Raw genomic sequence first — 21399 nt, forward strand, 5'->3', positions numbered from 1 at the left:
CAGAGCTTCGCGGCGAGCACGCTTTGCTGTTTTCTTTTGGGTCCCCTTTGCGGAGCGCCGAGAAGCGCAGCCGGTCCGGGGCTGTCCGGCGCTGACTGTCTGAGCGGTGCGCAGCACCGCGAGTTTCAGCGCCGGCCGGACCGGCGAGCATCGCAGGGAACCCGAGCGCAGCGAGGGCGCGTAAGCCAGGGGTGTGTTTCTCTTGCCTACTTCTCTTTGCACAAGCAAAGAGAAGTAGGGCGCCGACAGGCGAAACCAAAAGGCCCGATCCAGCGCCCCACGAGGCAAGGCAGTGAGCGGGCCGCCGCTGCGCCATCGCCAGCGCGCATGCGCGCGCCGCAACGAGAAAGGGCCGCATCGCTGCGGCCCTTTCGTGGACGGCGTGTTGCCCGCTTTTAGCGCGAGATGTTCATGCCGTAGAAGATTTCGCTGATCTCGTGATTGACGTTCTCGTGGATCTTCTTGGCTTCGCGCGGCGGCAGCTCGGAAGCGCCTTCGCCGAACAGGTAAGTGTCGAGGTCGAGTTCCTTCAGGCGCATCTTCGTGTGGAAGATGAATTCCTGATAGACGTTGACGTCGATCATCTGGTAGCGGTTCCTGATCTCCGCCGACAGGAAGTCCTGGATCGACTCCACCGAGTGATCGATGAAGTGCTTCATGCCGCGCACGTTGCGCGTGAAGCCGCGTACGCGGTAGTCCATCACCACGATGTCCGACTCGAACGACTTGATCAGGTAGTTCAGGGCCTTCAGCGGCGAGATCTTGCCGCAGGTCGACACGTCGATGTCGGCGCGGAAGGTCGAGATGCCGTTGTCCGGGTGCGTCTCCGGATAGGTGTGCACCGTGATGTGCGACTTGTCGAGGTGGGCGACGACCGAATCCTTTTCGACCTTGTCCTTCTTCTTGCCCGGCGTCGGCAGGCCGTCGAGGTGGCCTTCCGAGATCAGCATCGTCACCGACGCGCCCTGCGGATCGTAGTCCTGGCGGGCGACGTTGAGGATGTTGGCGCCGATGATGCGCGCGACCTCAGTGAGGATCGCGGTCAGGCGTTCGGCGTTGTAGGCCTCGTCGATGTACTCGATGTATTCCTGCTGGTGCTGCTTGGTGCGCGCGTAGCAGATGTCGTAGATGTTGAACGACAGCGACTTCGTCAGGTTATTGAAGCCCAGCAGCTTCAGCTTCGGATTGTCGGTCCGTTTCGGCTTGGCCTTGGCCAATTCAGTACTCCCGGGTAACCACTCACTGCGCACAAACGCCGAACGCGCCGCCGGAACCGGTTCCGGCGGCGCGGCCCATTTTTAAGGGGGCGGATTATGCGCCAAAACGGTAACCGTTGCGTGACGCGGCGGCGACCGTCCGATGACCGGTCGGCACCGCCGCGCGGGCCCGGCCGGGCTGCGCCTCAGGCGCTCTGGCGGATCTCGTAACTGTGGCTGATCGACACGCCGCCGCGGCCGAGCATGATCGACGCCGAGCAGTACTTTTCGGCCGACAGCTCGACGGCGCGCTTGACGTGGTTTTCGGCGAGGTTCTGGCCGACCACGACGAAGTGCATGCGGATCGCGGTGAACACCTTCGGCTCGGTCTCGGCGCGATCCGCCTCGAGCTCGACCCAGCAGTCATCGACCGCCTGGCGCGATTTCTTGAGGATCAGCGTCACGTCGACCGCCGAGCAGGCGCCGACGCCCATCAGCACCAGTTCCATCGGCCGCGGGCCGAGATTGCGGCCGCCGATTTCCGGCGGGCCGTCAACGACGAGCGCGTGGCCGCTGCCGCTTTCCGCGACGAAGGCGGCGTTCTCGGTCCATTTGACGCGTGCTTTCAAGGGGTTTTCTCCACATTGATCGATGCAACATTGTGTTATTTTCGCCGCAATCAAGCATTCGGCAAACGTTTCAGGGAGCGAGTCGATGTCCATGCTGGTCAAGCCGGTCGTCCAAGCTTTTGTGCAGCAGGCACACAAGCGCAGTTTCGCGCCCAAACACACGCTGATCCATGCCGGTGACTCGCCGCAGTCGCTGTACCTGATCCTCGAAGGCTCGGTCAGCATCCTGCTCGAGGACGAGAACGGCCGCGAGATCGTGCTGGCCTATCTCGGCCCCGGCGATTTCTTCGGCGAGCTGTGCCTGTTCCCGGAGCAGCAGGCGCGCACCGCGATCGTCCGCACGCGCACGCCAACCCTGGCCTGCGAGCTGAGCTATCAGGCGTTCCTGACGTTCTACCGGCAGAACCCGGACATCATGTTCGAGATCGCCGGCCAGCTCGCCAGCCGCCTGCGCGACACCACGCGGCGGCTCGCCGACCTGGCGTTCCTCGATGTCGCCGGCCGCATGGCGCGCATCCTGCTCGACCTGTCGAAGAAGCGCGAGGCGCAGGCCAATCCGCGCGGCACGCTGATCCGCACCAGCCGCCAGGAGCTGGCGCGTCTGGTCGGCTGCTCGCGTGAAATGGCCGGCCGCGTGCTGAAGAAGCTCGAAGAGGACGGCATGGTCGCGACGCAGGGCCGCAGCATTCTGATTCTCGGCGTCTACAAGCCGGCTGCCGCCTGAAGGCGGGCCGCGCCGCCGGGCTTTCTCGATCGCAAGCGCGCGGGCCGGACCCGCGCCAGACGCCGCCGCAGCGGCGCCGCACCTGGCGGTTCGCGTCGCGCTCAGGCCAGCAGCGCGCGCAGCGCCGCCGCCGGGCTGGCCTGGCGCATCAGCGATTCGCCGATCAGGAAGTGGTGCACGCCGTGCGCGCGCATGCGGGCGACGTCGGCCGTGGTTCCGATGCCGCTCTCGGTGACGACCGGTACGCCGGCCGGCACGCGCGGCAGCAGGTCCAGCGTCGTCTCCAGATGGGTCTCGAAGGTGCGCAGGCTGCGGTTGTTGATCCCGAGCAGCCAGCCGTCGCCGAGCCCGGCGGCCAGCACCGCGTCGAGTTCGACGCCGTCGTGCACCTCGACCAGCACGTCGAGGTGCCAGCGGCGCGCTTCCTCGTAGAGCGCTTTCAGGCGCGCCGGTTCCAGCGCCGCGGCGATCAGCAGCACCGCGTCGGCGCCGATCGCGCGGGCCTCGATCACCTGCATCTCGTCGATCAGGAAATCCTTGCGGATCGCCGGCAGCGTGCAGGCGGCGCGCGCCTGCACGAGAAAGGCGTTGTGGCCCTGGAAGAACTTCTCGTCGGTCAGCACCGACAGGCAGGCGGCGCCGCCGGCGACGTACTCGCGGGCGATCCAGGCCGGGTCGAAGTCCTCGCGGATCAGGCCCTTGCTCGGCGAAGCGCGCTTGACCTCGGCGATCACGCCGGCGCCGCCGGCCGCGACCTTGGCGGCCAGCGCGGCGATGAAGCCGCGCGGTGCGTCGGCGTCACGCGCCAGCGCTTCGAGCGTGGCGCGCGAGTAGCGCTGCTTGAGCAGTGCGATCTCGTCGCGCTTGCGGGCGAGGATCGTGCCGAGGATGTCCGTCGGAGCGGTTTGCGGGGCGGCCATGGGTAGAGGGCGGTCAGGCGGCGGCCTTGAGGCGCTGCGTGGTGGCGATGAACTGGTCGAGGCGCGCGCGCGCCGAGCCGTCGGCGAGCGCCAGACGGGCGAGCGCGATGCCGCCCTCGATCGAATCGGCGCGGCGCGCCGCGTAGATCGCCGCGCCGGCGTTGAAGGTGACGATGTCGCGGGCGATGCCCGGCCGGTCGTCGAGCGCCTCCAGCACGCGGGCTTTCGATTCCGCGGCGTCGGCGACGCGCAGGTTCTGGCTGCCGGCCATCGCGAAGCCGAAGTCTTCCGGATGGATCTCGTACTCGCGCAGCTCGCCGTCGCGCAGCTCGCCGACCAGCGTCGCGCCGCCGAGCGTGATCTCGTCCATGTTGTCCTTGCCCCAGACCACCAGCGCGTTCTGCGCGCCGAGGCGCTGCAGCACGCGGATCTGGATGCCGACGAGGTCGGGGTGGAACACGCCCATCAGGATGTTCGGCGCGCCGGCCGGATTGGTCAGCGGGCCGAGGATGTTGAAGATCGTGCGCACGCCCATTTCCTTGCGCACCGGGGCGACGGCCTTCATCGCCGGGTGATGGTTGGGCGCGAACATGAAGCCGATGCCGCACTCGGCGATGCTGGCGGCGACCTGCTCCGGAGACAGGTCGATCGCGACGCCGAGCGCTTCGAGCACGTCGGCGCTGCCGGACTTGGACGACACGCTGCGGTTGCCGTGCTTGGCGATGCGGCAGCCGGCGGCGGCGGCGACGAACATCGACGCCGTCGAGATGTTGAAGCTGTGCGCGCCGTCGCCGCCGGTGCCGACGATGTCGACGAAATGCGCGTAGGCCGGCGTCTCGACCTTGCGCGCGAACTCGCGCATGACCTGCGCGGCGGCGGCGATCTCGCCGACCGTCTCTTTCTTGACGCGCAGGCCGGTGAGGATCGCCGCGGTCATCACCGGCGAGACTTCGCCGCGCATGATCTGCCGCATCAGGCCGACCATTTCGTCGTGGAAGATCTCGCGATGCTCGATCGTGCGCTGCAGCGCCTGCTGCGGGCTCAGCGTGCTCATCAGTAAAGCTCCAGGAAGTTCTTCAGCAGCCGGTGACCGTGCTCGGTCAGGATCGACTCCGGATGGAACTGCACGCCCTCGATCGGCAGCGTCTTGTGGCGCAGGCCCATGATCTCGTCCTGCGCGCCGTCCGGGTGCTGCGTCCAGGCGGTGATCTCGAAACAGTCCGGCAGCGTTTCCCGCTCGACCACCAGCGAGTGGTAGCGCGTCGCCTGGTATGGCGAAGGCAGGCCGTGAAAGACGCCGTGGTCGTTGTGGTAGATCGCGCTGGTCTTGCCGTGCATCACCTCGCGGGCGCGCTTGACGACGCCGCCGAAGGCCTGGCCGATCGACTGATGGCCGAGGCAGACGCCGAGGATCGGGAAGCGGCCCTGCAGGCGCTCGATCAGCTCCAGGCAGATGCCGGCCTCGTTCGGCGTGCACGGCCCCGGCGACAGGATGATGTGGCTCGGATGCTTGGCGGCGACCGCATCGACCGTGATCTGGTCGTTGCGGTGGACCTCGACCTCGGCGCCGAGTTCGCCGAAGTACTGGACGAGGTTGTAGGTGAACGAATCGTAGTTGTCGATCATCAGGATCATGGCGTCGTGCCTCTTGCAGTTTGAAACGGCGGGGCCGGAAACCGGCCGCGGGCCCGGCGCTCAGGCGCGGGGCGGGGTGCTGCTGCCATTTCAGCGACGCCAGCGATTCATGATGTCTCGACCGTTCCCGGTGTACGAAAGGCCGCCATTGTAGCCGGCCGCGCCGGCGCCGACACGCGCGCCGTTCGCTTCGCCCCGTCGGTTTTGGAATAAGGACAGGGCCAGATGTTCCTTCCGTCGCCGGGGGCGATTCCTTACAGTCCGCGCCATTTTCCGCGCGGCGCGGCGCGCCGCTGCGGGCATCGACGAAAAATCAGGGGTTGCGCATGGTTCGGGGATTGGTCCGCGGTCGGGGCGTCGTGCTGTTGCTGTCGTGGGGCTGGGCATCGGCCTGGGCGCAGGATGTGGCGCCGGCCGACGCGCCCGAAACGCTGCCGACGATCGCACTGCCGGCCGAGGCGGCGCCGCCGCTGCCGGCCGCCGAGGCGGTGCCGGCCGACAGCGCGCTCGGCGAGGTGATCGTCACCGCGCGCAAGCGCGCCGAGCGCCTGCAGGACGTGCCGGTCTCGGTGCAGGCCTTCTCGGCCGAGCAGCTCGATGCGCGCGGCATCCAGGACGTGCGCGATCTGAGTCTCGCGGTGCCGGGCCTGACCGTCACCGATCTGGGCGGCTACAACCTGATCTACCTGCGCGGCATCGGCACCGACATCTTCATTCCGTCGGCCGAGCCGAGCGTCGCGACCTATATCGACGGCGTCTACTTTCCGTCCGGGCACAGCCTCGCGCAGTCGTTCGGCGCGATCGAGCGCGTCGAAGTGCTCAAGGGGCCGCAGGGCACGCTGTTCGGCCGCAACTCGACCGGCGGCGCGGTGTCGATCTGGAGCAAAAACCCCGGACCGCAGGCCGAGACCTCGATCCAGGCCAGCTACGCGCCGCGCTTCGACGACAGCCGCACGCGCGTCTACACCAACGTGCCGCTGGCCTCGAATCTCGCCGCCAGCCTGTCGGCCTACTACCACCATGCCGACAACATCTACGCGCTCGACAACGGCAGCGGCGATCATCTGCCGGCCGAGATCGGCAAGGGCGCGCGCCTGAAGATCGGCATCGACTTCAGCGACGAAGTGTCGCTGCAGCTCGCCGGCTTCGCCGCGCAGCAGCGCGGCACCAGCACGACGGCGTCGGCGAACGTGCGGCCGTCGGCGCTGCTCGGTGCGACCCTGCCGGCGGAGACGCGCGACTACGTCGTCACCGCCAACTCGGAGCCGAGTCTGACGACCGATTCGCGCGCCGCCTACGCGATCCTCAACTGGAACCATCCGGGCGTCGACACCAAGCTGCTCGGCAGCTACTACCGGGTGCGCGCCCACGATTACGTCTACGACTTCGACGACACGCGCCAGCCGATCGCCACCTACGGCGCCGACGACGAATACCAGCGCTTCGTGACCAGCGAGCTGCAGTTCACGTCCAACGACGAGAGCTGGGGGGCGGACTGGCTGAAATGGGTCGGTGGCCTGTATTACCTGAACAGTGAGGGCGGCTACGATCCGGGCTATCTGCGCCTGCTCGATTTCGTGCAGTTGCCCGGTCTCGTGTCGCGGCTGCCGCCGATCGTCCGCAATCCGCTCGACGCCCTGATCGGCCGGCTCGGGCTGCCGCAGTCGCTGACCTTCTACTTCACCGGCCTGCTCGAGACCGAGTCGTACTCGGCCTACCTGCAGAGCACGGCGAGCGTCACCGACTGGTTCGACATCACGCTCGGCGGCCGCTGGCAGCGCGAGCGGCGCCGCCTCGCGCAGTCCGACGTCGACATCGGCGCGCACGATGCGCTGCTCGGCTACTCGTTCTCGCCCGAAGAAACCAGCGCCACCAATTTCTCGCCGAAGGTCTCGCTCGACTTGCGGCCGCTGCCGGATCTGCTGGCGTACGCCTCGTTCCAGCAGGGTTTCAAGAGCGGCACGTACAACATCATCAACATCTTCGTGCAGCCCGAGTACGTGAAGCCGGAGAAGGTCACGGCCTATGAGCTGGGCGTGAAGAGCGAGTGGTTCGACCGCACGCTGCGCTTCAACGCGGCGGTGTTCCAGAACGACATCCGCGATCTGCAGACCGGCTTCATGTCGTTCACCTCGGGCGGGGCGATCAACCTCGAGAACGCCGGCAAGGCGCGCATCCGCGGCCTGGAGCTGGAGACCGTCTGGCGACCCTTGCCGAAACTCGATCCGGGCCTGCAGATCGGCGGCAACGCCAGCTGGCTCGATGCCAAGTACCTCAGCTACGACAACGCCCGCGGCTTCTGCGTGCGCGGCGATCCGCACAGCCCGACCAGCTGCAATGTGCTGCCGAATGGCATCGCCTACGGCAACGGCGACTTTTCCGGCAACCAGATCGTGCGCACGCCGAAGTTCAGCGGCACGCTGAGCCTGAGCCAGAGCTTCGAGGTGCCGGGCGGGCGCTTCGAGATCGCCGGCGACTGGTACTACAACTCCGGTTACTACTACCTGGCGCAGAACACGCCGGATACGTTCGAGAACGCCTACGACGTCGTCAACGCGCGCATCAGCTACCTGTATCGCCGCTACGGCCTGCTGGTCACGGTGTTCGGCGACAACCTCGGCGACGAGCGTTACGACTTCGCCCAGTTCCATACCGACTTCGGCCGCCAGGACTCGCTGGCGCCGCCGCGGACCTGGGGCCTGCGTCTCAATCTGGATTTCTGAGCGCGCTGCCCCGACCATACGCGCGCTCGACACCACCGGGAGGGACCGATGTCCCAGGAATCTTTGTTTCACGCCCTGCTCGGCGGCGCGCTGATCGGCGCCGCCGCCAGCCTGCTGCTGCTCGGCAGCGGGCGCATCGCCGGCATCAGCGGCATGTTCGGCCATCTGCTGACCGGCCGCGCCACGCCGGTCGCGCTGCTGTTCCTCGCCGGCCTGGTCGCCGCGCCGTGGCTGGCCGGCGCGCTCGGCGCCTGGTCGCGGCCGGATTTTCTCGCCGCGCCGGCCTGGCCGAAGCTGCTGCTCGCCGGTCTGCTGGTCGGCGTCGGCACGCAGCTCGGTTCCGGCTGCACCAGCGGCCACGGCGTCTGCGGACTCGCCAACCGCTCGCCGCGCAGCCTGACCGCGACCGCGGTGTTCATGGGCGTCGCGGCGCTGGTCGTCGCCTTCGGTTTCGGAGGCCTGGCATGAAGCTCGCCGCGCTGCTGTCCGGTTTGCTGTTCGGCGCCGGTCTGCTGATTTCCGGCATGGCCGATCCGCACAAGGTGCTGGCCTTCCTCGACGTCACCGGCGCCTGGGACCCGTCGCTGGCCTTCGTGATGGGCGCCGCGCTGCTGACGGCGATGCCGGCCTTCGTCTACGCGCGTCGCCGCGGCCGCACGCTGCTCGGCAACGCGCCGATCGAGCTGCCGGCGCGCGCGCCGATCACGCCGCGTCTGATCGGCGGCGCCGCGCTGTTCGGGCTCGGCTGGGGCCTGTCCGGCCTGTGCCCGGGGCCGGCGCTGCTTTCGGCCAGCGGCGGCAGCCTGGGCGCGATCGTGTTCGTCGCGGCGATGGGCGCCGGCATGTGGCTGGCGTTCCAGTGGTCGCGTCGGCGCACGGCCGCGGCGCTCGCCGACGCGCCGCTGCGCGGCTGAACGCGTCTCGCCGGGCCCGTCCGAACTCCGGCCCGAGATAGTCGCCCGCCGCGCACGGCGGTCGCGTCACGTACGTTCGCCGGCGCGACGGCTCTCGGCGCTGCGCTGAGGATCGCGCTGCGACGCGGCTTCATCCAGAGGTAACGCCGCCGCCGGCCCGGCCGTGCAGGGATCTGCCGGATACCGGTGCGCGACATGTCCGCCGGCAGTCGATCGCCGTGCCGTACGGCGCGGGGCGCGGACTGCGCCGGCGGCGGGCTGCGACCGCCCCGCCGCCCGCAGGAATGCCCGCCGTTCAGCCGCGGCGCGCGGCGCGCGGCGGCGCCAGCTGGGCGTCGAGCAGCGCGCGGGCGCCGGCCAGCGCATTGCAGAGCGGGGCGGTCTCGCAATCACTGAACGTCAGCCGGGTCGCGGCGCTGCCTTCGAGCAGCAGCATCAGCGCGTCGCCGAGCGCATCGGCGTCGCGGGCCCCGGCGGCGGCGGCGAGTTCGCGCAGACGGCGGCGCTTCTCCATCTTGTGTTCGTGGATGACGGCGTGGCCGGGATGCGCGTCGTCGCGCAGTTCTACCGCGGCGTTGCTGATCGCGCAGCCGCAGCGCTCGACATCGCGCGCCTTGCGGGCGCTGGCCTCGAAGAGTGCTTCGATCTGCGCACGCGGATCGCCGGCGTGCGGCGCGATGACTTCGTCCCACCAGGCCCAGTACTCGCCTTCCTGCGCGCGCAGACATTGCGTGACGAGCTCGTCCTTCGACGCAAAGCTGCGGTAGAAGCTCATCTTGTTGGTGCCGGCGCCCGAGGTGATGTCGTCGACACCGACGGCGCGGATGCCCTGCCGATAGAACAGCTCGCGCGCCGTCTTGAAGATGCGGTCGCGCACGCGCATGCCGCCTTCCGGCGTCTGGCGCTCCGTTGCCCGCTTGTCGTGGCTCATGGCGGCGAATACCTCCGGCAAATGCCTGTTCATGCCCAGCCCGTTGACTTCATTGTTACCGATCGGTAACTTTATATCACAATGTTACTGACCGGTCACACCCGGAATAGTTCCGCCGGCGGCGCCGGCGCCGGCGCGGGTCGCCCGGGGCTCGGGAGATCGACGCATGGACGGACCGCAACGGGCAAGGCAGGGAGGGGCAGTATCGGCGCGCGCGGTGGCGTGGCGCCTGATCCGGATGGCGGGTATCGCGCTGCCCTTGGGCCTGGCGACGGCGCCGATGGCGCAAGCCGCGGCCGAGGCGGACGGCGCGCTGCGCGAGCCGCTGCCCGGCGTGGTGCTCGACGACAGCGGCCGCGAGCGCGAAGACAGCGGCTGGACCTTCTACTTCGACAACGACACGCTGACGCCGACGCAGCGCGATGAGGACTACACCGGCGGCGTCGCCGTGACCCTCGCCGGCCGGCGGGCGCAGGACCTGGCGGTATCGCTCGACGCGCCGCTCGGCTGGATCGATGGCCTGTTCGTGCCGACCGCCGGCGCGGCGTTCGAACTGCACAGCCTCCAGTTCGGCGCGCTGGCGTTCACGCCGGGCAGTATCACCTCGGCGCCGATCCGCGCCGGCGACCGCCCTTACGCGAGCCTCGCCTACGTCGCCAATGGGCGCAGCTACGTCAGCGGCGGCACGACGGTCTACCACACCAGCTTCTCGCTGGGCGTGCTCGGCTCCGGCCTGGTGCCGGCGTTCCAGCGCACGTTCCACCGCGCGATCGGCGCGCGCCGGCCGCGCGGCTGGAACCACCAGATCGCCGACGGCGGCGAGCCGACGTTTCGCTACACGCTGACGCGGCAGGATCTGCGCCTCGCCGCCAGCTCGGGGCCTCGCACGCGCTACGAGATCAAGAGCGCCGTCGCCGGCAGCGTCGGCTATCTGAGCGAGGGCAGCGTGGCGTTGTCGTGGCGCTGGGGCCGCATCAACACGCCGTGGTGGGCGGGGCCGCCGGATCGCGTCGAGTACATCGCCGAGCCGGCGCCGGCGACCGGCGGCAGCGTGCTGGATCCGGGTTCACGCGAGCTGTACCTGTGGGGCGGCGTCAAGGCGCACGCGCGTCTCTACAACGCATTCCTGCAGGGCCAGTTCCGCGACAGCGATCTCGACTACGGCCCCGCCGATCTGCGCCCGCTGATCGCCGAAGCCTGGATCGGCGTCACCGCGCAACTCGCCGGCGAATACCGCCTGTCGTGGCTGATGCGCTACCAGAGCTCGGAGTTGAAGACCGAACCCGGCGACCGTTCGCTGCTGTGGGGCGGGCTGGTGCTTTCGCACGATCTCTGAAGGTGCGGGCGGCATCGCGATCGGCAGGCATGAAAAAAGCCGGCTGCGAGCGGCCGGCTTTCGTCTCTTGCCGGGCTGCGCGCAGCTCCGGCACCAAGCGTCTCAGGCGGCGCCTTTGGCGGCGCGCTTCTTCGCCGGCGCCGGCAGGTAGGCATCGAGCAGCGTGCGCGCCGCGACCAGCGAATTCGCCAGCGGCCCGCTGCGCCCGGCGAAGGTCAGGCGCGTGACTGTGCTGCCCTCGAGCAGCAGCATCAGCGCGTCGCCGAGCGCATCGGATTCGCGCGCCCCGGCTTCGGCGGCGAGCTGGCGCAGGTGGCGGCGGACCTCGGCCTTGTAGTCGCGGATCACCTCGTGGCCCGGGTGTTCCGCCTCGCGCAGCTCGACGGCGGCGTTGCTCAGCGGGCAACCGCAGGCGTCCTCGCCGCAGGACTTGGCGATCGTCGATTCGAAGATCGCTTCGATCTGGCGGCGCGGGTTGCCGGCGTAGGGGGCGATCGACGCGTTCCAGCGTTCCCAGTATTCGGCGACCTGCGCCTTGAGGCATTCGGCGACCAGATCGTCCTTGGACGGGAAGCTGCGGTAGAAGCTCATCTTGTTGGTGCCGGCGCCGCAGGCGATGGCATCGACGCCGACGGCGCGGATGCCCTGGCGGTAGAACAGCTCGCGCGCGGTCCTGAAGATGCGATCGCGGACGCGGCCACCGCCGCCGCATTCCGGTGCCGCTGCCGGCGCCGGCGACGACCGCGATTTGCCTTCACTCATGAACGTTTACCTCGACCACGACGAAACCTCTTGACAGCGGATGTTACTGACCGGTAACTTACGTCCATACGTTACTGACCGGTAACGCACGCAGCTTCCCCCGATTCGACACGGACGTCAACCGGACGGACCGGGTGCTGGCATCTCATCCCCCTCGGCGCGCCGTCAGGCGGGCCGACCGTTCGGAGAAGTTTCATGGCCTCGCAGAACCGTCCGTTCATCAGCAATTCTACGCTGAGCCTGCTGCCACTGGCGCTGCTCGTGCTGGCCGCCGCCGGCCTGTCCGGCTGCAGCGCGCAGGACGCCAGCGCCGCTGCCGCGCCGCCGGCGCCGGAAGTCACCGTCCGTGCCGTCGTGCAACAGCAGATCGTCGACTGGGATCGCTACACCGGCCGCTTCGAAGCGGTCGAGCATGTCGAGCTGCGCCCGCGCGTGACCGGCTACATCGATCGCGTCGCCTACACCGAAGGCGCGCTGGTCAGGAAGGGCGAGCTGCTGTTCCAGATCGATCCGCGGCCGTATCAGGCGCGGCTCGATCAGGCCGAGGCCGAACTGGCCCGCGCCCGCGCGCAGGATGAACTCGCCGCCAGCGAATCGGCGCGCGCCCAGAATCTGCTGCAGGCGCACGCGATCTCCAAGGAAGAGTACGACGCCCGCGTCAGCAACCGCGGCCAGGCCGGCGCCGGGCTGCGCGCGGCGCGCGCCGCGGTCGAGGCGGCGCGCCTCGATCTGGAGTTCACGCGCGTCACCGCACCGATCGCCGGACGCGTGTCGCGCGCCGCCGTCACCGCCGGCAACTTCGTCGCCGCCGGGCAGACCGTGCTGACCTCGGTGGTCTCGGTCGACCCGATCTACGTCTACTTCGACGGCGACGAGCAGAGCTACCTCAAGTACGCCGAGCTGGCGAGCCGCGGCGAGCGCCCGAGCGAGCGTGACGCGGCGCTGCCGGTCTACGTCGGCCTCGCCAACGAGGACGGCTACCCGCACGCCGGCCGCATCGACTTCATCGACAACGCGCTCGATCCGCAGACCGGCACGATCCGCGCCCGCGCCGTGCTGGCGAACCCGGACGGCCGCCTCACGCCGGGTCTGTTCGCGCGCCTGCAGCTGGCCGGCAGCGGCCGCTATGCGGCGACCCTGCTCGACGAGCGTGCGATCGGCACCGACCAGAGCAAGAAGTTCGTCTACGTCGTCGACGAGCACGGCGCCGTGCAGTACCGCGCGGTGACGCTCGGCGACACGCATGACGGCCTGCGCGTGGTGCGCGACGGCCTGCAGCCGGGCGAACGCGTGATCGTCGCCGGCCAGCAGCGCGTGCGGCCGGGCATGAGCGTCGCGGCCAAAGTCGAGGACGCGCCGCAGCCGACGGCCGACGCGCGCGACGCGATGGCCTTCGCCATCAACTGAAGGCGCCTGCGGGCACGCACGCGCTTCGAAAGGAAGCCATGAAACTGACCCATTTCTTCATCGAGCGGCCGATCTTCGCCGGCGTGCTCTCGTTCCTGGTGCTCGTCGCCGGCCTGATCGCGGTGTTCCGCCTGCCGGTCGCCGAATATCCGGAAGTGGTGCCGCCGACCGTCGTCGTCACCGCCCAGTACCCGGGCGCGACCGCGCAGACGCTGGCCGACACCATCGCCACGCCGCTGGAGCAGGAGATCGTCGGCGTCGAGGACATGATCTACATGAACTCGCAGGCGCAGCAGGACGGCACGCTGCAGCTGACGGTGACGTTCCGTCTCGGCACCGACATCGACCGCGCCCAGGTGCAGGTGCAGAACCGCGTCGCGCAGGCGCTGCCGCGTCTGCCGGAAGAGGTGCGCGCTGCCGGCGTGACGACGCGCAAGAGCTCGCCGAACCTGACGATGGTCGTGCATCTGTACTCGCCGGACGGTCGCTACGACGGCCTCTATCTGCGCAATCTCGCGGTGATCCAGGTGCGCGACCGCCTCGCGCGCCTGCCGGGCGCCGGCGACGTGCAGATGTTCGGTTCCGGCGATTACGCGATGCGCCTGTGGCTGGACCCGCAGAAGCTGGCCTCGCGCAGCCTGACGGTCGACGACGTGGTGCGCGCCGTGCGCGAGCAGAACGTGCAGGTCGCCGCCGGCAGCGTCGGCGCGCCGCCGCTCGAACACAATCCGGCGTTCCAGCTGGCGATCGACGCGCGCGGCCGTCTCAACGACGAGCGCCAGTTCGGCGACATCGTCATCAAGACCGGCGCCGACGGCGAGATCACGCGGCTCGCCGACGTCGCCCGCATCGAGCTTGGTGCCGGCCAGTACGCGCTGCGTTCGCTGCTCGACAACCGCGCCGCGGTCGCGCTGCCGGTGTTCCTGCAGCCGGGCGCCAACGCGCTCGAACTGGCCGACAACGTGCGCAAGACGATGGCCGAGCTCAAGCAGACGTTTCCGCAGGGCGTCGACTACTCGATCATCTACGACCCGACGGTGTTCGTGCGCGAGTCGATTCGCGCCGTGATCGAGACCCTGCTCGAAGCGCTGCTGCTGGTCGTCATCGTCGTCGTCCTGTTCCTGCAGACCTGGCGCGCGGCGCTGATCCCGATCGTCGCCGTGCCGGTGGCGATCATCGGCAGCTTCGCGGCGATGCAGGTCTTCGGCTTCTCGATCAACACGCTGACGCTGTTCGGTCTGGTCCTGGCGGTCGGCATCGTCGTCGACGACGCCATCGTCGTCGTCGAGAACATCGAGCGCGGCATCGCCGACGGCCTGGCGCCGCGCGCCGCCGCGCACCGCTCGATGGACGAGGTCGCCGGACCGATCATCGCGATCTCGCTGGTGCTGTGCGCGGTGTTCGTGCCGCCGGCCTTCGTCGGCGGCTTCAACGGCCAGTTCTACCGGCAGTTCGCACTGGTCATCGCCTTTGCCGCGATCATCTCGGCGTTCAATTCGCTGACGCTGTCGCCGGCGCTGGCGGCGCTGCTGCTGCGCGGCCACGACGCCAAGCCGGACCGCCTGCAGCGCCTGATCGACGGCGCCTTCGGCTGGCTGTTCCGGCCGTTCAACCGCGTCTTCGCGCGCGGCGCGTCCGGCTACCAGCGCGGCGTGCGCAAGGTGCTGCGCGTCGGCGCGCTCAGCTTCATCGTCTACGGCGGCCTCGTGCTGCTGACCGGCGTCGGCTTCATGAAGGCGCCGAACGGCTTCATTCCGGCGCAGGACAAGGGCTATCTGATCAGCATCATCCAGCTGCCGGCCGGCGCGTCGATCGAGCGCACCGAGGCGATCGTCAAGAAGGTCGGCGAGATCGGCCTGCAGCAGGCCGGCGTCGAGCACGCGGTGCAGTTCCCGGGTCTGTCGGTCAACGGCTTCACGCGCGCGTCGGATTCGGCGATCGTGTTCTTCCCGCTCAAGTCCTTCGACGAGCGCCGCGGCCTGCGCGGCCCGCAGATCGCCGCCGAGCTGAACCAGAAGCTGGCGGCGATCGACGACGCGATGATCTTCACGGTGATGCCGCCGCCGATCCTCGGCATCGGCACCGCCGGCGGCTTCAAGGCGCAGCTCGAAGACCACACCGACGCCGGCCCGGCGGGGCTGTACCAGATGACGCAGGACTTCGTCGGCGCGCTGCGCCAGCAGCCGGAGCTGGCCGGCGTGTTCTCGACCTACGACGTCAATGCGCCGCAGCTCTACGCCGACATCGACCGCGTCAAGGCCAAGCGCCTGGGCATCGACCTCGACGCCGTGTTCCGCACGCTGCAGGTCTATCTGGGCTCGTACTACATCAACGACTTCAATCGTTTCGGGCGCACCTTCCGCGTCGTCGCGCAGGCCGACGAGGCCTATCGCGCACGGCCGCAGGACGTGCTGCTGCTGAAGACGCGCAACGCCGACGGCGAGATGGTGCCGCTGGCCTCGGTGCTGCGGCTCGAGGAGCACTTCGGGCCGAACACCGCGGCGCGCTACAACGGCTTCCCGAGCGCCGACATCAACGGCGCGACGGCGCCGGGCTTCAGTTCCGGCCAGGCGATGGCGGCGGTCGAGCGCGTGGCGAAGGAAACGCTGCCCAACGGCGTGCATATCGAATGGACGGATCTGGCTTTCCAGCAGATCGGCGCGGCGCAGGCGCTGGCAATCGTGCTGCCGCTGGCGGTGCTGTTCGTGTTTCTGGTGCTCGCCGCGCAGTACGAGAGCCTGATGCTGCCGCTGGCGGTGATCCTGATCGTGCCGATGACGCTGCTGTCGGCGCTCGCCGGCATCTTCCTGATGAAGAGCGAGGTCAACATCTTCACGCAGATCGGCCTGTTCGTGCTGGTCGGCCTGGCGGCCAAGAACGCGATCCTGATCGTCGAGTTCGCCCGCGAGCTGGAAGCGCGCGGCATGGCGACGCTCGACGCCGCGCTCGAAGCCTGCCGCCTGCGCCTGCGGCCGATCCTGATGACCTCGTTCGCCTTCATCTTCGGCGTGCTGCCGCTGGTGACGGCGAGCGGCGCCGGCGCCGAGATGCGCCAGGCGATGGGCATCGCCGTGTTCTTCGGCATGATCGGCGTGACCTTCTTCGGCCTGTTCTTCACGCCGCTGTTCTACGTCGCGCTGCGCCGGCTGGCCCTGCGCCGCACGACGGCTTCCCCCCTTTCCGCCACGCCGGCCGTCGCGCCCGCGGGCCAGCACTAGACAGGAGCAACACCATGGCAAAGATCGCACTCGTCACCGGCGGCAACCGCGGCATCGGTCTGGAAACCGCGCGCCAGCTCGCCGCGCAGGATGTGCTGGTGATCGTCGCCGCGCGCGACTACGGCAAGGCTGCCGAGGCGGCGCGCGAGCTGCGCAAGGGCGCCCAGCAGGCCGAGGCCGTGCAGCTCGACGTCACCGACGCGGCGAGCATCGCCGCCGCCGCCGAGGAGGTCGGGCGCCGTCACGGCCGGCTCGACATTCTCATCAACAACGCCGGCGTCATCGGCAGCAGTCCGGACGGCCAGCCGTCGTCGCAGCCGGTCGCCGAGTGGCGGCGCATCTTCGAGACCAATGTCTTTGGTCTGGTCGAGACCACGCAGGGGTTCCTGCCGCTGCTGAAGAAGTCGGAGGCGGGTCGCATCGTGCACCTGTCGAGCATTCTCGGCTCGAACACGCTGCACGAGACACCGGGATCGCCGATCTACGAGTTCAAGGCGGTGCCGGCCTACAGCGCGTCGAAAAGCGCGGTCAACAGCTACACCGTGCATCTGGCCTACGAGCTGCGCGATACGCCGATCAAGGTCAACGCCGCCCATCCGGGTTACGTGAAGACCGAGATGAATCACGGCGCCGGCGAGCTCGATGTGCCGGACGGCGCGCGCACCAGCGTCGCGCTGGCGCTGCTCGGCCCGGACGGGCCGAGCGGCAAGCTCATCCACCTCGGTCAGGTTCTGCCCTGGTAGCCGCCGCTGCCGGGACGGTTTGCAAGGCGGCCTCGCGGCCGCAAAGGAGTCCACGATGGCATTTTCCCAGGAACGGGTCGCATTGATCACCGAGGTGCAGCGCGCCGAGCGCTACGCGCAGGCACGCGCCCTCGCGCAGCAGGGCCTGCACGTCGTCGTCGCGGCGACGGAGTGGGCGAGGGCGGTCGATGCCGCGCTGCGCCTGCAGCTCGAAGGCCTGTCGGCCGAGGCGCTGCATCTGGAACGCCGCGACGCCGCCACGTTGGCCGCCGCCAAGCAGCAGATCATCCGCCGCCGCGGCCAACTCGACATCGTCGTCGACGAACCGGCGCTCGCCTGAGCGCCGTCCTTCCATCGTCAAGGAGACATCCGTCATGAACGAACGCATTTCCCACGTCACCGACGCCAGCTTCGAGCAGGACGTCCGCGCAGCGAGCAGCCGGCAGCCGGTGCTCGTCGATTTCTGGGCCGAGTGGTGCGGCCCGTGCCGCATGGTCGCGCCGGTGCTCGACCAGCTCGCCGTCGAGAACGGCGAGCGCCTGAAGATCGTCAAGCTCAACGTCGACGAGAACCCGCAGGTCGCCGCCGCGCTCGGCATTCGCGGCATTCCGACGCTGATGCTGTTCAAGGACGGCGAGCTGGCGGCGACGCAGGTCGGCGCGGTGCCGAAAGCGCAGCTCGCGGCCTTCGTCGCCCCGCATCTCGCCGCCGCCTGAAAGCCGCTGTCCCACAACAAAAACAGGAGCATCCTCATGAGCACTTCGCTCTTTTCCCCGCTGCAGCTCGGCGACCTTCATCTGCCGAACCGCATCGTCATGGCGCCGATGACGCGCACGCGCGCCGAGCCGGATCACGTGCCCGGCGCGCTGATGGCCAGGCATTACGCGCAGCGCGCCAGCGCCGGGCTGCTGATCGCCGAGGCGACCGCGGTGGCGCCGCAGACCAGCGCCTTCGGCGCCGATCCGGGCATCTACGACGCGGCCCAGATCGCCGGCTGGCGGCAGGTTGTCGACGCCGTGCACGCCGCCGGCGGCCGCATCGCGCTGCAGGTCTTCCATCCGGGCCGCGCCGCGCTGCCGGGGCTCAACGATGGCGTCCAGCCGGTGTCGTCGACCGACCGCGCAATCCGTCTGCCGGCCGGCGACGACCGCGTCGTCGCCGCGCCGCGCCGTCTGGCGCTCGCCGAGATCGGCGAAGTCGTCGCGCAGTTCCGCCGCGGCCTCGAGAACGCGCACAGTGCCGGCTTCGACGCCGTCGAGATTCACGGCGCGCACGGCTATCTGCTCGACCAGTTCCTGCGCGACAGCGTCAACGACCGCACTGACGCGTACGGCGGGTCGCTCGAAAACCGCGCGCGCCTGCTGCTCGCGGTGCTCGACGAGGCGATCGCGGTGTTCGGCTCCGGCCGCGTCGGCCTGCGCATTTCGCCGCTGGTCGCCTACAACGACATCAGCGACTCGAATCCGCGCGCGCTGGTGCAGTACGTGGCGCAGGAGATCGAGCGCCGCGCCGTCGCCTTCCTCGACCTGCGCCACGAGCGGCACGATGCGCCGGAAGAAGAGGCGCTCGCCGACATCGCGCGTCTGCACTACCGCGGCGTGCTGCTGCGCAACGGCGGCTACGACCACGACAGCGGCGCCGCCGATCTCGCCAGCGGCCGTGCCGACGGCATCGTCTACGGCAAGCCGTTCCTCGCCAACCCCGACCTCGTCGAGCGCTTCCGCAAGCGGGCGCCGCTCGCGCAGCCGGATTTCTCGCTGCTCTACACGCCGGGCCCGCGCGGCTATATCGACTATCCCGCGCTGGAGCCGGCCGTGATCGACGAGCCCGCACTCGCATGAACAACACACGCCCTTCACGGCGCCGCGTCGTGCTCAAGCCGCTGCTGATCGCGCTCGCCGCGGTGGCGCTGCCGGGCTGCGCGGTCGGCCCGGATTACCGGGCCCCGCAGCTGCCGGCGGCGCAGCCCGTCGCCGACACCGCGCTCGATCCGGCGTTCTACAGCGCCGACGAACCGCCGGCGCAGTTCTGGTCCAGCTTCGGCGACGCCGGGCTCGACGCGCTCGAAGCGCGTGCGCTGGCCGCCAATCACGACCTGCGCATCGCGCTCGCCAATCTCAATCAGGCGCGCGCGCTGCGCCGCGAGGCTTTCCTCGACTATCTGCCGACGGTGACGGCCGGCGCCGGCTACACGGTCGCGCAGCGCAGCGCCGACCAGGCGCCGGGCTACAGCCGCGACGACCGCCACAGCGAGCTTTACGACGCCGGCTTCGACGCGGCCTGGGAGCTCGACCTGTTCGGCCGCGTGCGGCGCCTCAACGAGGCCAGCCGTGCCAACGAGGAGGCGCTGGCCGCCGACTTGCGCGCCGCGCAGCTGTCGGTCGCCGCCGAAGTCGCGCGCACTTACTTCGAGCTGCGCGGCGCGCAGGCGCGGCTCGCGGTCGCCGAGCGCAACGCCGACAACCAGCTCGGCACGCTGAACTACACCGAGGCGCGCTTCGCCTACGGCCGCGGCACCGAGCTCGACCGCGAGCGCGCGCGTGCGCAGCTGGCGGCGACGCGTGCGCGCGTGCCGGATCTGCGCACCGCGGTCGCCAACGCCGAGCATCGCCTCGCGGTGCTCGCCGGTCTGGCGCCGAGTGCGCTGCGCGACGAGCTGGATGCGCCGCAGGCGCTGCCGCCGCTGCCACGTCTGGTGCAGATCGGCCAGCCGGAGGCGCTGCTGCGCCGGCGTCCCGACGTCGCCAGCGCCGAACGCCAGCTCGCCGCCGCGACCGCCGGCATCGGCGTCGCGGTCGCCGACTACTTCCCGCGCGTGAGCTTCACTGGCGAGGCCGGGTTCTCGGTCGCGCATCTGGCTTCGGTCGGCGACGGCGGCAGCGACCGCTACGCGTTCGGCCCCAGCATCAGCTGGGCGGCTTTCGATCTCGGCCGCGTGCAGGCGCGCGTTGCGCAGCGCCGCGCCGGCGCCGACGCGGCGCTCGCGCGCTACGAGCAGAGCGTGCTGCGCGCGCTGGAGGAGACCGCCAACACGCTGGTCGGCTACGGCCAGAACCGCCGCAAGCTCGATCTGCTCGACGCCGGCGCGCAGGCCAGCGCGCGTGCGGTGCAGCTGGCACGGGTACGCTTCGAGGCCGGCGCCGCAGACTTCATCGACGTGCTCGACGCCGAGCGCAGCCTGCTCGACGCCGAGGATCAGCTGGCGCAGGCGCGCACGCAGACCGCGACCTCGCTGGTCGCGCTCTACAAGTCGCTCGGCGGCGGCTGGCAGGGCGCGGCGCCGCAGACGCTGTCGCGCAAGGACTGAACGGAACACGGAGCACGACGATGATCGACCTCTATTACTGGACCACGCCGAACGGACACAAGATCACGATCTTTCTGGAGGAGGCCGGCCTGGACTACCGCATCGTGCCGGTGCACATCGGCCGCGGCGAACAGTTCCGCCCGGACTTCCTGCGCATCGCGCCGAACAACCGTATCCCGGCGATCGTCGACCACGCGCCGGCCGACGGCGGCGCGGCGCTGACGCTGTTCGAGTCGGGCGCGATCCTGCAGTACCTCGCCGAGAAGAGCGGCCGTTTCCTGCCGGCCGACCTGCGCGGCCGCGCCGAGACGATGCAGTGGCTGTTCTGGCAGATGGCCGGCCTCGGCCCGATGCTCGGCCAGAACCACCATTTCCGGAACTACGCGCCCGAAAAGATTCCGTACGCGATCGAGCGCTACGTTAAGGAAACCAATCGTCTGTACGGCGTGCTCGACCGGCGGCTCGCCGACCGCGAGTTCATCGCCGGTCCGTACACGATCGCCGACATGGCGGCGTATCCGTGGATCGTTCCGCACGAGGCGCAGGGCCAGACGCTGGCCGATTTCCCGAATCTGCGGCGCTGGTTCGAGGCGATCGCCGCGCGCCCGGCGGTGCAGCGCGCCTACGCCCGCGCGCAGGAGATCAACACGGCGGCGACGATCGACGAGGAGGCGCGGCGCGTGCTGTTCGGCCAGGATGCCGGCTCGGTGCGCCAGGCGGCGGGCTAGACAGTATGACTTCCGCAGTCAGAGGCGCTGACCTCCGCAAAGGCCGTAACGCGGGTTAGCGAAGCGCCAGAGCCGCAGGAGCGAGTAAGCACTACGCTCATGGATCGGTTTCCTTTAGCGGAGGTCAGCATGGCAAACGATAGCACCGTCTTTGTGGGATTGGACGTTCACAAGGACTCGATCGTGGCGGCCTATTCGGTCGGTTTCGGAGACGTGCAGAGTGTCG

Annotated in this window: 20 protein-coding genes; 13 read left to right on the forward strand and 7 right to left on the reverse strand. The window is 69.5% G+C overall.

Going from position 1 to position 21399, the window contains the following annotated elements:
- Positions 1-395: 395 nt before the first annotated feature.
- Together speD and H149_RS0118470 are read right to left on the reverse strand one after the other, a co-directional pair.
- Positions 396-1217, reverse strand: coding sequence for an adenosylmethionine decarboxylase (speD, locus tag H149_RS0118465; protein WP_020651249.1), 822 nt, complete (start codon positions 1215-1217; stop codon positions 396-398).
- 185 nt (positions 1218-1402) lie between these two features.
- The gene (locus H149_RS0118470; RefSeq protein ID WP_020651250.1) at positions 1403-1825 is read right to left on the reverse strand and encodes an OsmC family protein; all 423 of its coding nucleotides are present in this window, start codon (positions 1823-1825) and stop codon (positions 1403-1405) included.
- Between the two features lie 91 nt (positions 1826-1916).
- On the opposite strand from H149_RS0118470, the gene H149_RS0118475 reads away from it, so the two are divergent.
- Positions 1917-2549, forward strand: coding sequence for a cyclic nucleotide-binding domain-containing protein (locus H149_RS0118475; protein ID WP_020651251.1), 633 nt, complete (start codon positions 1917-1919; stop codon positions 2547-2549).
- Positions 2550-2650: 101 nt separating this feature from the next.
- Here H149_RS0118475 and trpC read toward each other — a convergent pair whose 3' ends face one another.
- From trpC to H149_RS0118490, 3 genes are read right to left on the reverse strand one after another with little or no spacing between them, the layout of a single operon-like run.
- Positions 2651-3469, reverse strand: coding sequence for an indole-3-glycerol phosphate synthase TrpC (gene trpC, locus H149_RS0118480; RefSeq protein ID WP_020651252.1), 819 nt, complete (start codon positions 3467-3469; stop codon positions 2651-2653).
- 13 nt (positions 3470-3482) lie between these two features.
- Complete coding sequence (gene trpD / locus H149_RS0118485; protein WP_020651253.1) at positions 3483-4523, reverse strand: anthranilate phosphoribosyltransferase; 1041 nt, start codon at positions 4521-4523, stop codon at positions 3483-3485.
- Positions 4523-5104 (reverse strand): anthranilate synthase component II, encoded by a 582-nt coding sequence (locus H149_RS0118490; protein WP_020651254.1) that lies wholly within the window; start codon positions 5102-5104, stop codon positions 4523-4525. Before H149_RS0118490 ends, trpD begins: the two co-directional genes overlap by 1 nt.
- Positions 5105-5430: 326 nt before the next feature.
- Here H149_RS0118490 and H149_RS0118495 point away from each other — a divergent pair, with 326 nt between their 5' ends.
- From H149_RS0118495 to H149_RS0118505, 3 genes are read left to right on the forward strand one after another with little or no spacing between them, the layout of a single operon-like run.
- A complete protein-coding gene (locus tag H149_RS0118495) occupies positions 5431-7827 on the forward strand; it encodes a TonB-dependent receptor (RefSeq protein ID WP_154654925.1) in 2397 nt (798 codons plus the stop codon).
- A 48-nt stretch (positions 7828-7875) separates the two neighbouring features.
- Positions 7876-8295 (forward strand): YeeE/YedE family protein, encoded by a 420-nt coding sequence (locus tag H149_RS0118500; RefSeq protein WP_026353313.1) that lies wholly within the window; start codon positions 7876-7878, stop codon positions 8293-8295.
- A complete protein-coding gene (locus tag H149_RS0118505) occupies positions 8292-8741 on the forward strand; it encodes a DUF6691 family protein (protein WP_020651257.1) in 450 nt (149 codons plus the stop codon). Before H149_RS0118500 ends, H149_RS0118505 begins: the two co-directional genes overlap by 4 nt.
- 295 nt (positions 8742-9036) lie before the next feature.
- Here H149_RS0118505 and H149_RS0118510 read toward each other — a convergent pair whose 3' ends face one another.
- Positions 9037-9672 (reverse strand): TetR/AcrR family transcriptional regulator, encoded by a 636-nt coding sequence (locus H149_RS0118510; protein WP_020651258.1) that lies wholly within the window; start codon positions 9670-9672, stop codon positions 9037-9039.
- A 238-nt stretch (positions 9673-9910) separates the two neighbouring features.
- Here H149_RS0118510 and H149_RS0118515 point away from each other — a divergent pair, with 238 nt between their 5' ends.
- Positions 9911-11008, forward strand: coding sequence for a lipid A deacylase LpxR family protein (locus tag H149_RS0118515; RefSeq protein WP_020651259.1), 1098 nt, complete (start codon positions 9911-9913; stop codon positions 11006-11008).
- 102 nt (positions 11009-11110) lie between these two features.
- On the opposite strand, the gene H149_RS0118520 is transcribed toward H149_RS0118515, so the two are convergent.
- A complete protein-coding gene (locus tag H149_RS0118520; RefSeq protein ID WP_020651260.1) occupies positions 11111-11770 on the reverse strand; it encodes a TetR/AcrR family transcriptional regulator in 660 nt (219 codons plus the stop codon).
- A 195-nt stretch (positions 11771-11965) separates the two neighbouring features.
- On the opposite strand from H149_RS0118520, the gene H149_RS0118525 reads away from it, so the two are divergent.
- From H149_RS0118525 to H149_RS0118560, 8 genes are read left to right on the forward strand one after another with little or no spacing between them, the layout of a single operon-like run.
- Positions 11966-13177, forward strand: a complete 1212-nt coding sequence (locus H149_RS0118525; protein WP_020651261.1) for an efflux RND transporter periplasmic adaptor subunit — start codon at positions 11966-11968, stop codon at positions 13175-13177.
- 38 nt (positions 13178-13215) lie between these two features.
- Positions 13216-16395: an efflux RND transporter permease subunit gene (locus H149_RS0118530; protein ID WP_020651262.1), complete on the forward strand. Its 3180-nt coding sequence runs from the start codon at positions 13216-13218 to the stop codon at positions 16393-16395.
- 14 nt (positions 16396-16409) lie between these two features.
- Complete coding sequence (locus H149_RS0118535; protein ID WP_020651263.1) at positions 16410-17138, forward strand: SDR family oxidoreductase; 729 nt, start codon at positions 16410-16412, stop codon at positions 17136-17138.
- Positions 17139-17193: 55 nt separating this feature from the next.
- Positions 17194-17478 carry a Rossmann-fold NAD(P)-binding domain-containing protein gene (locus H149_RS0118540; RefSeq protein WP_039749503.1) on the forward strand — a complete coding sequence of 95 codons (285 nt, stop codon included), beginning with the start codon at positions 17194-17196 and terminating at the stop codon, positions 17476-17478.
- A gap of 34 nt (positions 17479-17512) precedes the next feature.
- Complete coding sequence (gene trxA / locus H149_RS0118545) at positions 17513-17854, forward strand: thioredoxin (protein ID WP_020651265.1); 342 nt, start codon at positions 17513-17515, stop codon at positions 17852-17854.
- 36 nt (positions 17855-17890) lie between these two features.
- Positions 17891-18979 carry an alkene reductase gene (locus H149_RS0118550; protein ID WP_020651266.1) on the forward strand — a complete coding sequence of 363 codons (1089 nt, stop codon included), beginning with the start codon at positions 17891-17893 and terminating at the stop codon, positions 18977-18979.
- Positions 18976-20445, forward strand: coding sequence for an efflux transporter outer membrane subunit (locus tag H149_RS21720; protein ID WP_051101906.1), 1470 nt, complete (start codon positions 18976-18978; stop codon positions 20443-20445). Before H149_RS0118550 ends, H149_RS21720 begins: the two co-directional genes overlap by 4 nt.
- Positions 20446-20465: 20 nt before the next feature.
- Positions 20466-21173: a glutathione S-transferase N-terminal domain-containing protein gene (locus H149_RS0118560; protein WP_020651268.1), complete on the forward strand. Its 708-nt coding sequence runs from the start codon at positions 20466-20468 to the stop codon at positions 21171-21173.
- Positions 21174-21399: the final 226 nt, after the last annotated feature.

The sequence above is a fragment of the Solimonas variicoloris DSM 15731 genome (assembly GCF_000382285.1).
Classification (GTDB): Bacteria; Pseudomonadota; Gammaproteobacteria; order Nevskiales; family Nevskiaceae; genus Solimonas; species Solimonas variicoloris.

Excerpts from the sequence above, each read along its gene's own strand:
- H149_RS0118475 (WP_020651251.1), top strand. The coding sequence starts at position 1,917 with ATGCTGGTCAAGCCGGTCGTCCAAGCTTTTGTGCAGCAGGCACACAAG.
- trpC (WP_020651252.1), bottom strand. The coding sequence starts at position 3,469 with ATGGCCGCCCCGCAAACCGCTCCGACGGACATCCTCGGCACGATCCTC.
- trpD (WP_020651253.1), bottom strand. The coding sequence starts at position 4,523 with ATGAGCACGCTGAGCCCGCAGCAGGCGCTGCAGCGCACGATCGAGCAT.
- H149_RS0118490 (WP_020651254.1), bottom strand. The coding sequence starts at position 5,104 with ATGATCCTGATGATCGACAACTACGATTCGTTCACCTACAACCTCGTC.
- H149_RS0118495 (WP_154654925.1), top strand. The coding sequence starts at position 5,431 with ATGGTTCGGGGATTGGTCCGCGGTCGGGGCGTCGTGCTGTTGCTGTCG.
- H149_RS0118500 (WP_026353313.1), top strand. The coding sequence starts at position 7,876 with ATGTCCCAGGAATCTTTGTTTCACGCCCTGCTCGGCGGCGCGCTGATC.
- H149_RS0118505 (WP_020651257.1), top strand. The coding sequence starts at position 8,292 with ATGAAGCTCGCCGCGCTGCTGTCCGGTTTGCTGTTCGGCGCCGGTCTG.
- H149_RS0118510 (WP_020651258.1), bottom strand. The coding sequence starts at position 9,672 with ATGAGCCACGACAAGCGGGCAACGGAGCGCCAGACGCCGGAAGGCGGC.
- H149_RS0118515 (WP_020651259.1), top strand. The coding sequence starts at position 9,911 with ATGGCGGGTATCGCGCTGCCCTTGGGCCTGGCGACGGCGCCGATGGCG.
- H149_RS0118520 (WP_020651260.1), bottom strand. The coding sequence starts at position 11,770 with ATGAGTGAAGGCAAATCGCGGTCGTCGCCGGCGCCGGCAGCGGCACCG.
- H149_RS0118525 (WP_020651261.1), top strand. The coding sequence starts at position 11,966 with ATGGCCTCGCAGAACCGTCCGTTCATCAGCAATTCTACGCTGAGCCTG.
- H149_RS0118530 (WP_020651262.1), top strand. The coding sequence starts at position 13,216 with ATGAAACTGACCCATTTCTTCATCGAGCGGCCGATCTTCGCCGGCGTG.
- H149_RS0118535 (WP_020651263.1), top strand. The coding sequence starts at position 16,410 with ATGGCAAAGATCGCACTCGTCACCGGCGGCAACCGCGGCATCGGTCTG.
- H149_RS0118540 (WP_039749503.1), top strand. The coding sequence starts at position 17,194 with ATGGCATTTTCCCAGGAACGGGTCGCATTGATCACCGAGGTGCAGCGC.
- trxA (WP_020651265.1), top strand. The coding sequence starts at position 17,513 with ATGAACGAACGCATTTCCCACGTCACCGACGCCAGCTTCGAGCAGGAC.
- H149_RS0118550 (WP_020651266.1), top strand. The coding sequence starts at position 17,891 with ATGAGCACTTCGCTCTTTTCCCCGCTGCAGCTCGGCGACCTTCATCTG.
- H149_RS21720 (WP_051101906.1), top strand. The coding sequence starts at position 18,976 with ATGAACAACACACGCCCTTCACGGCGCCGCGTCGTGCTCAAGCCGCTG.
- H149_RS0118560 (WP_020651268.1), top strand. The coding sequence starts at position 20,466 with ATGATCGACCTCTATTACTGGACCACGCCGAACGGACACAAGATCACG.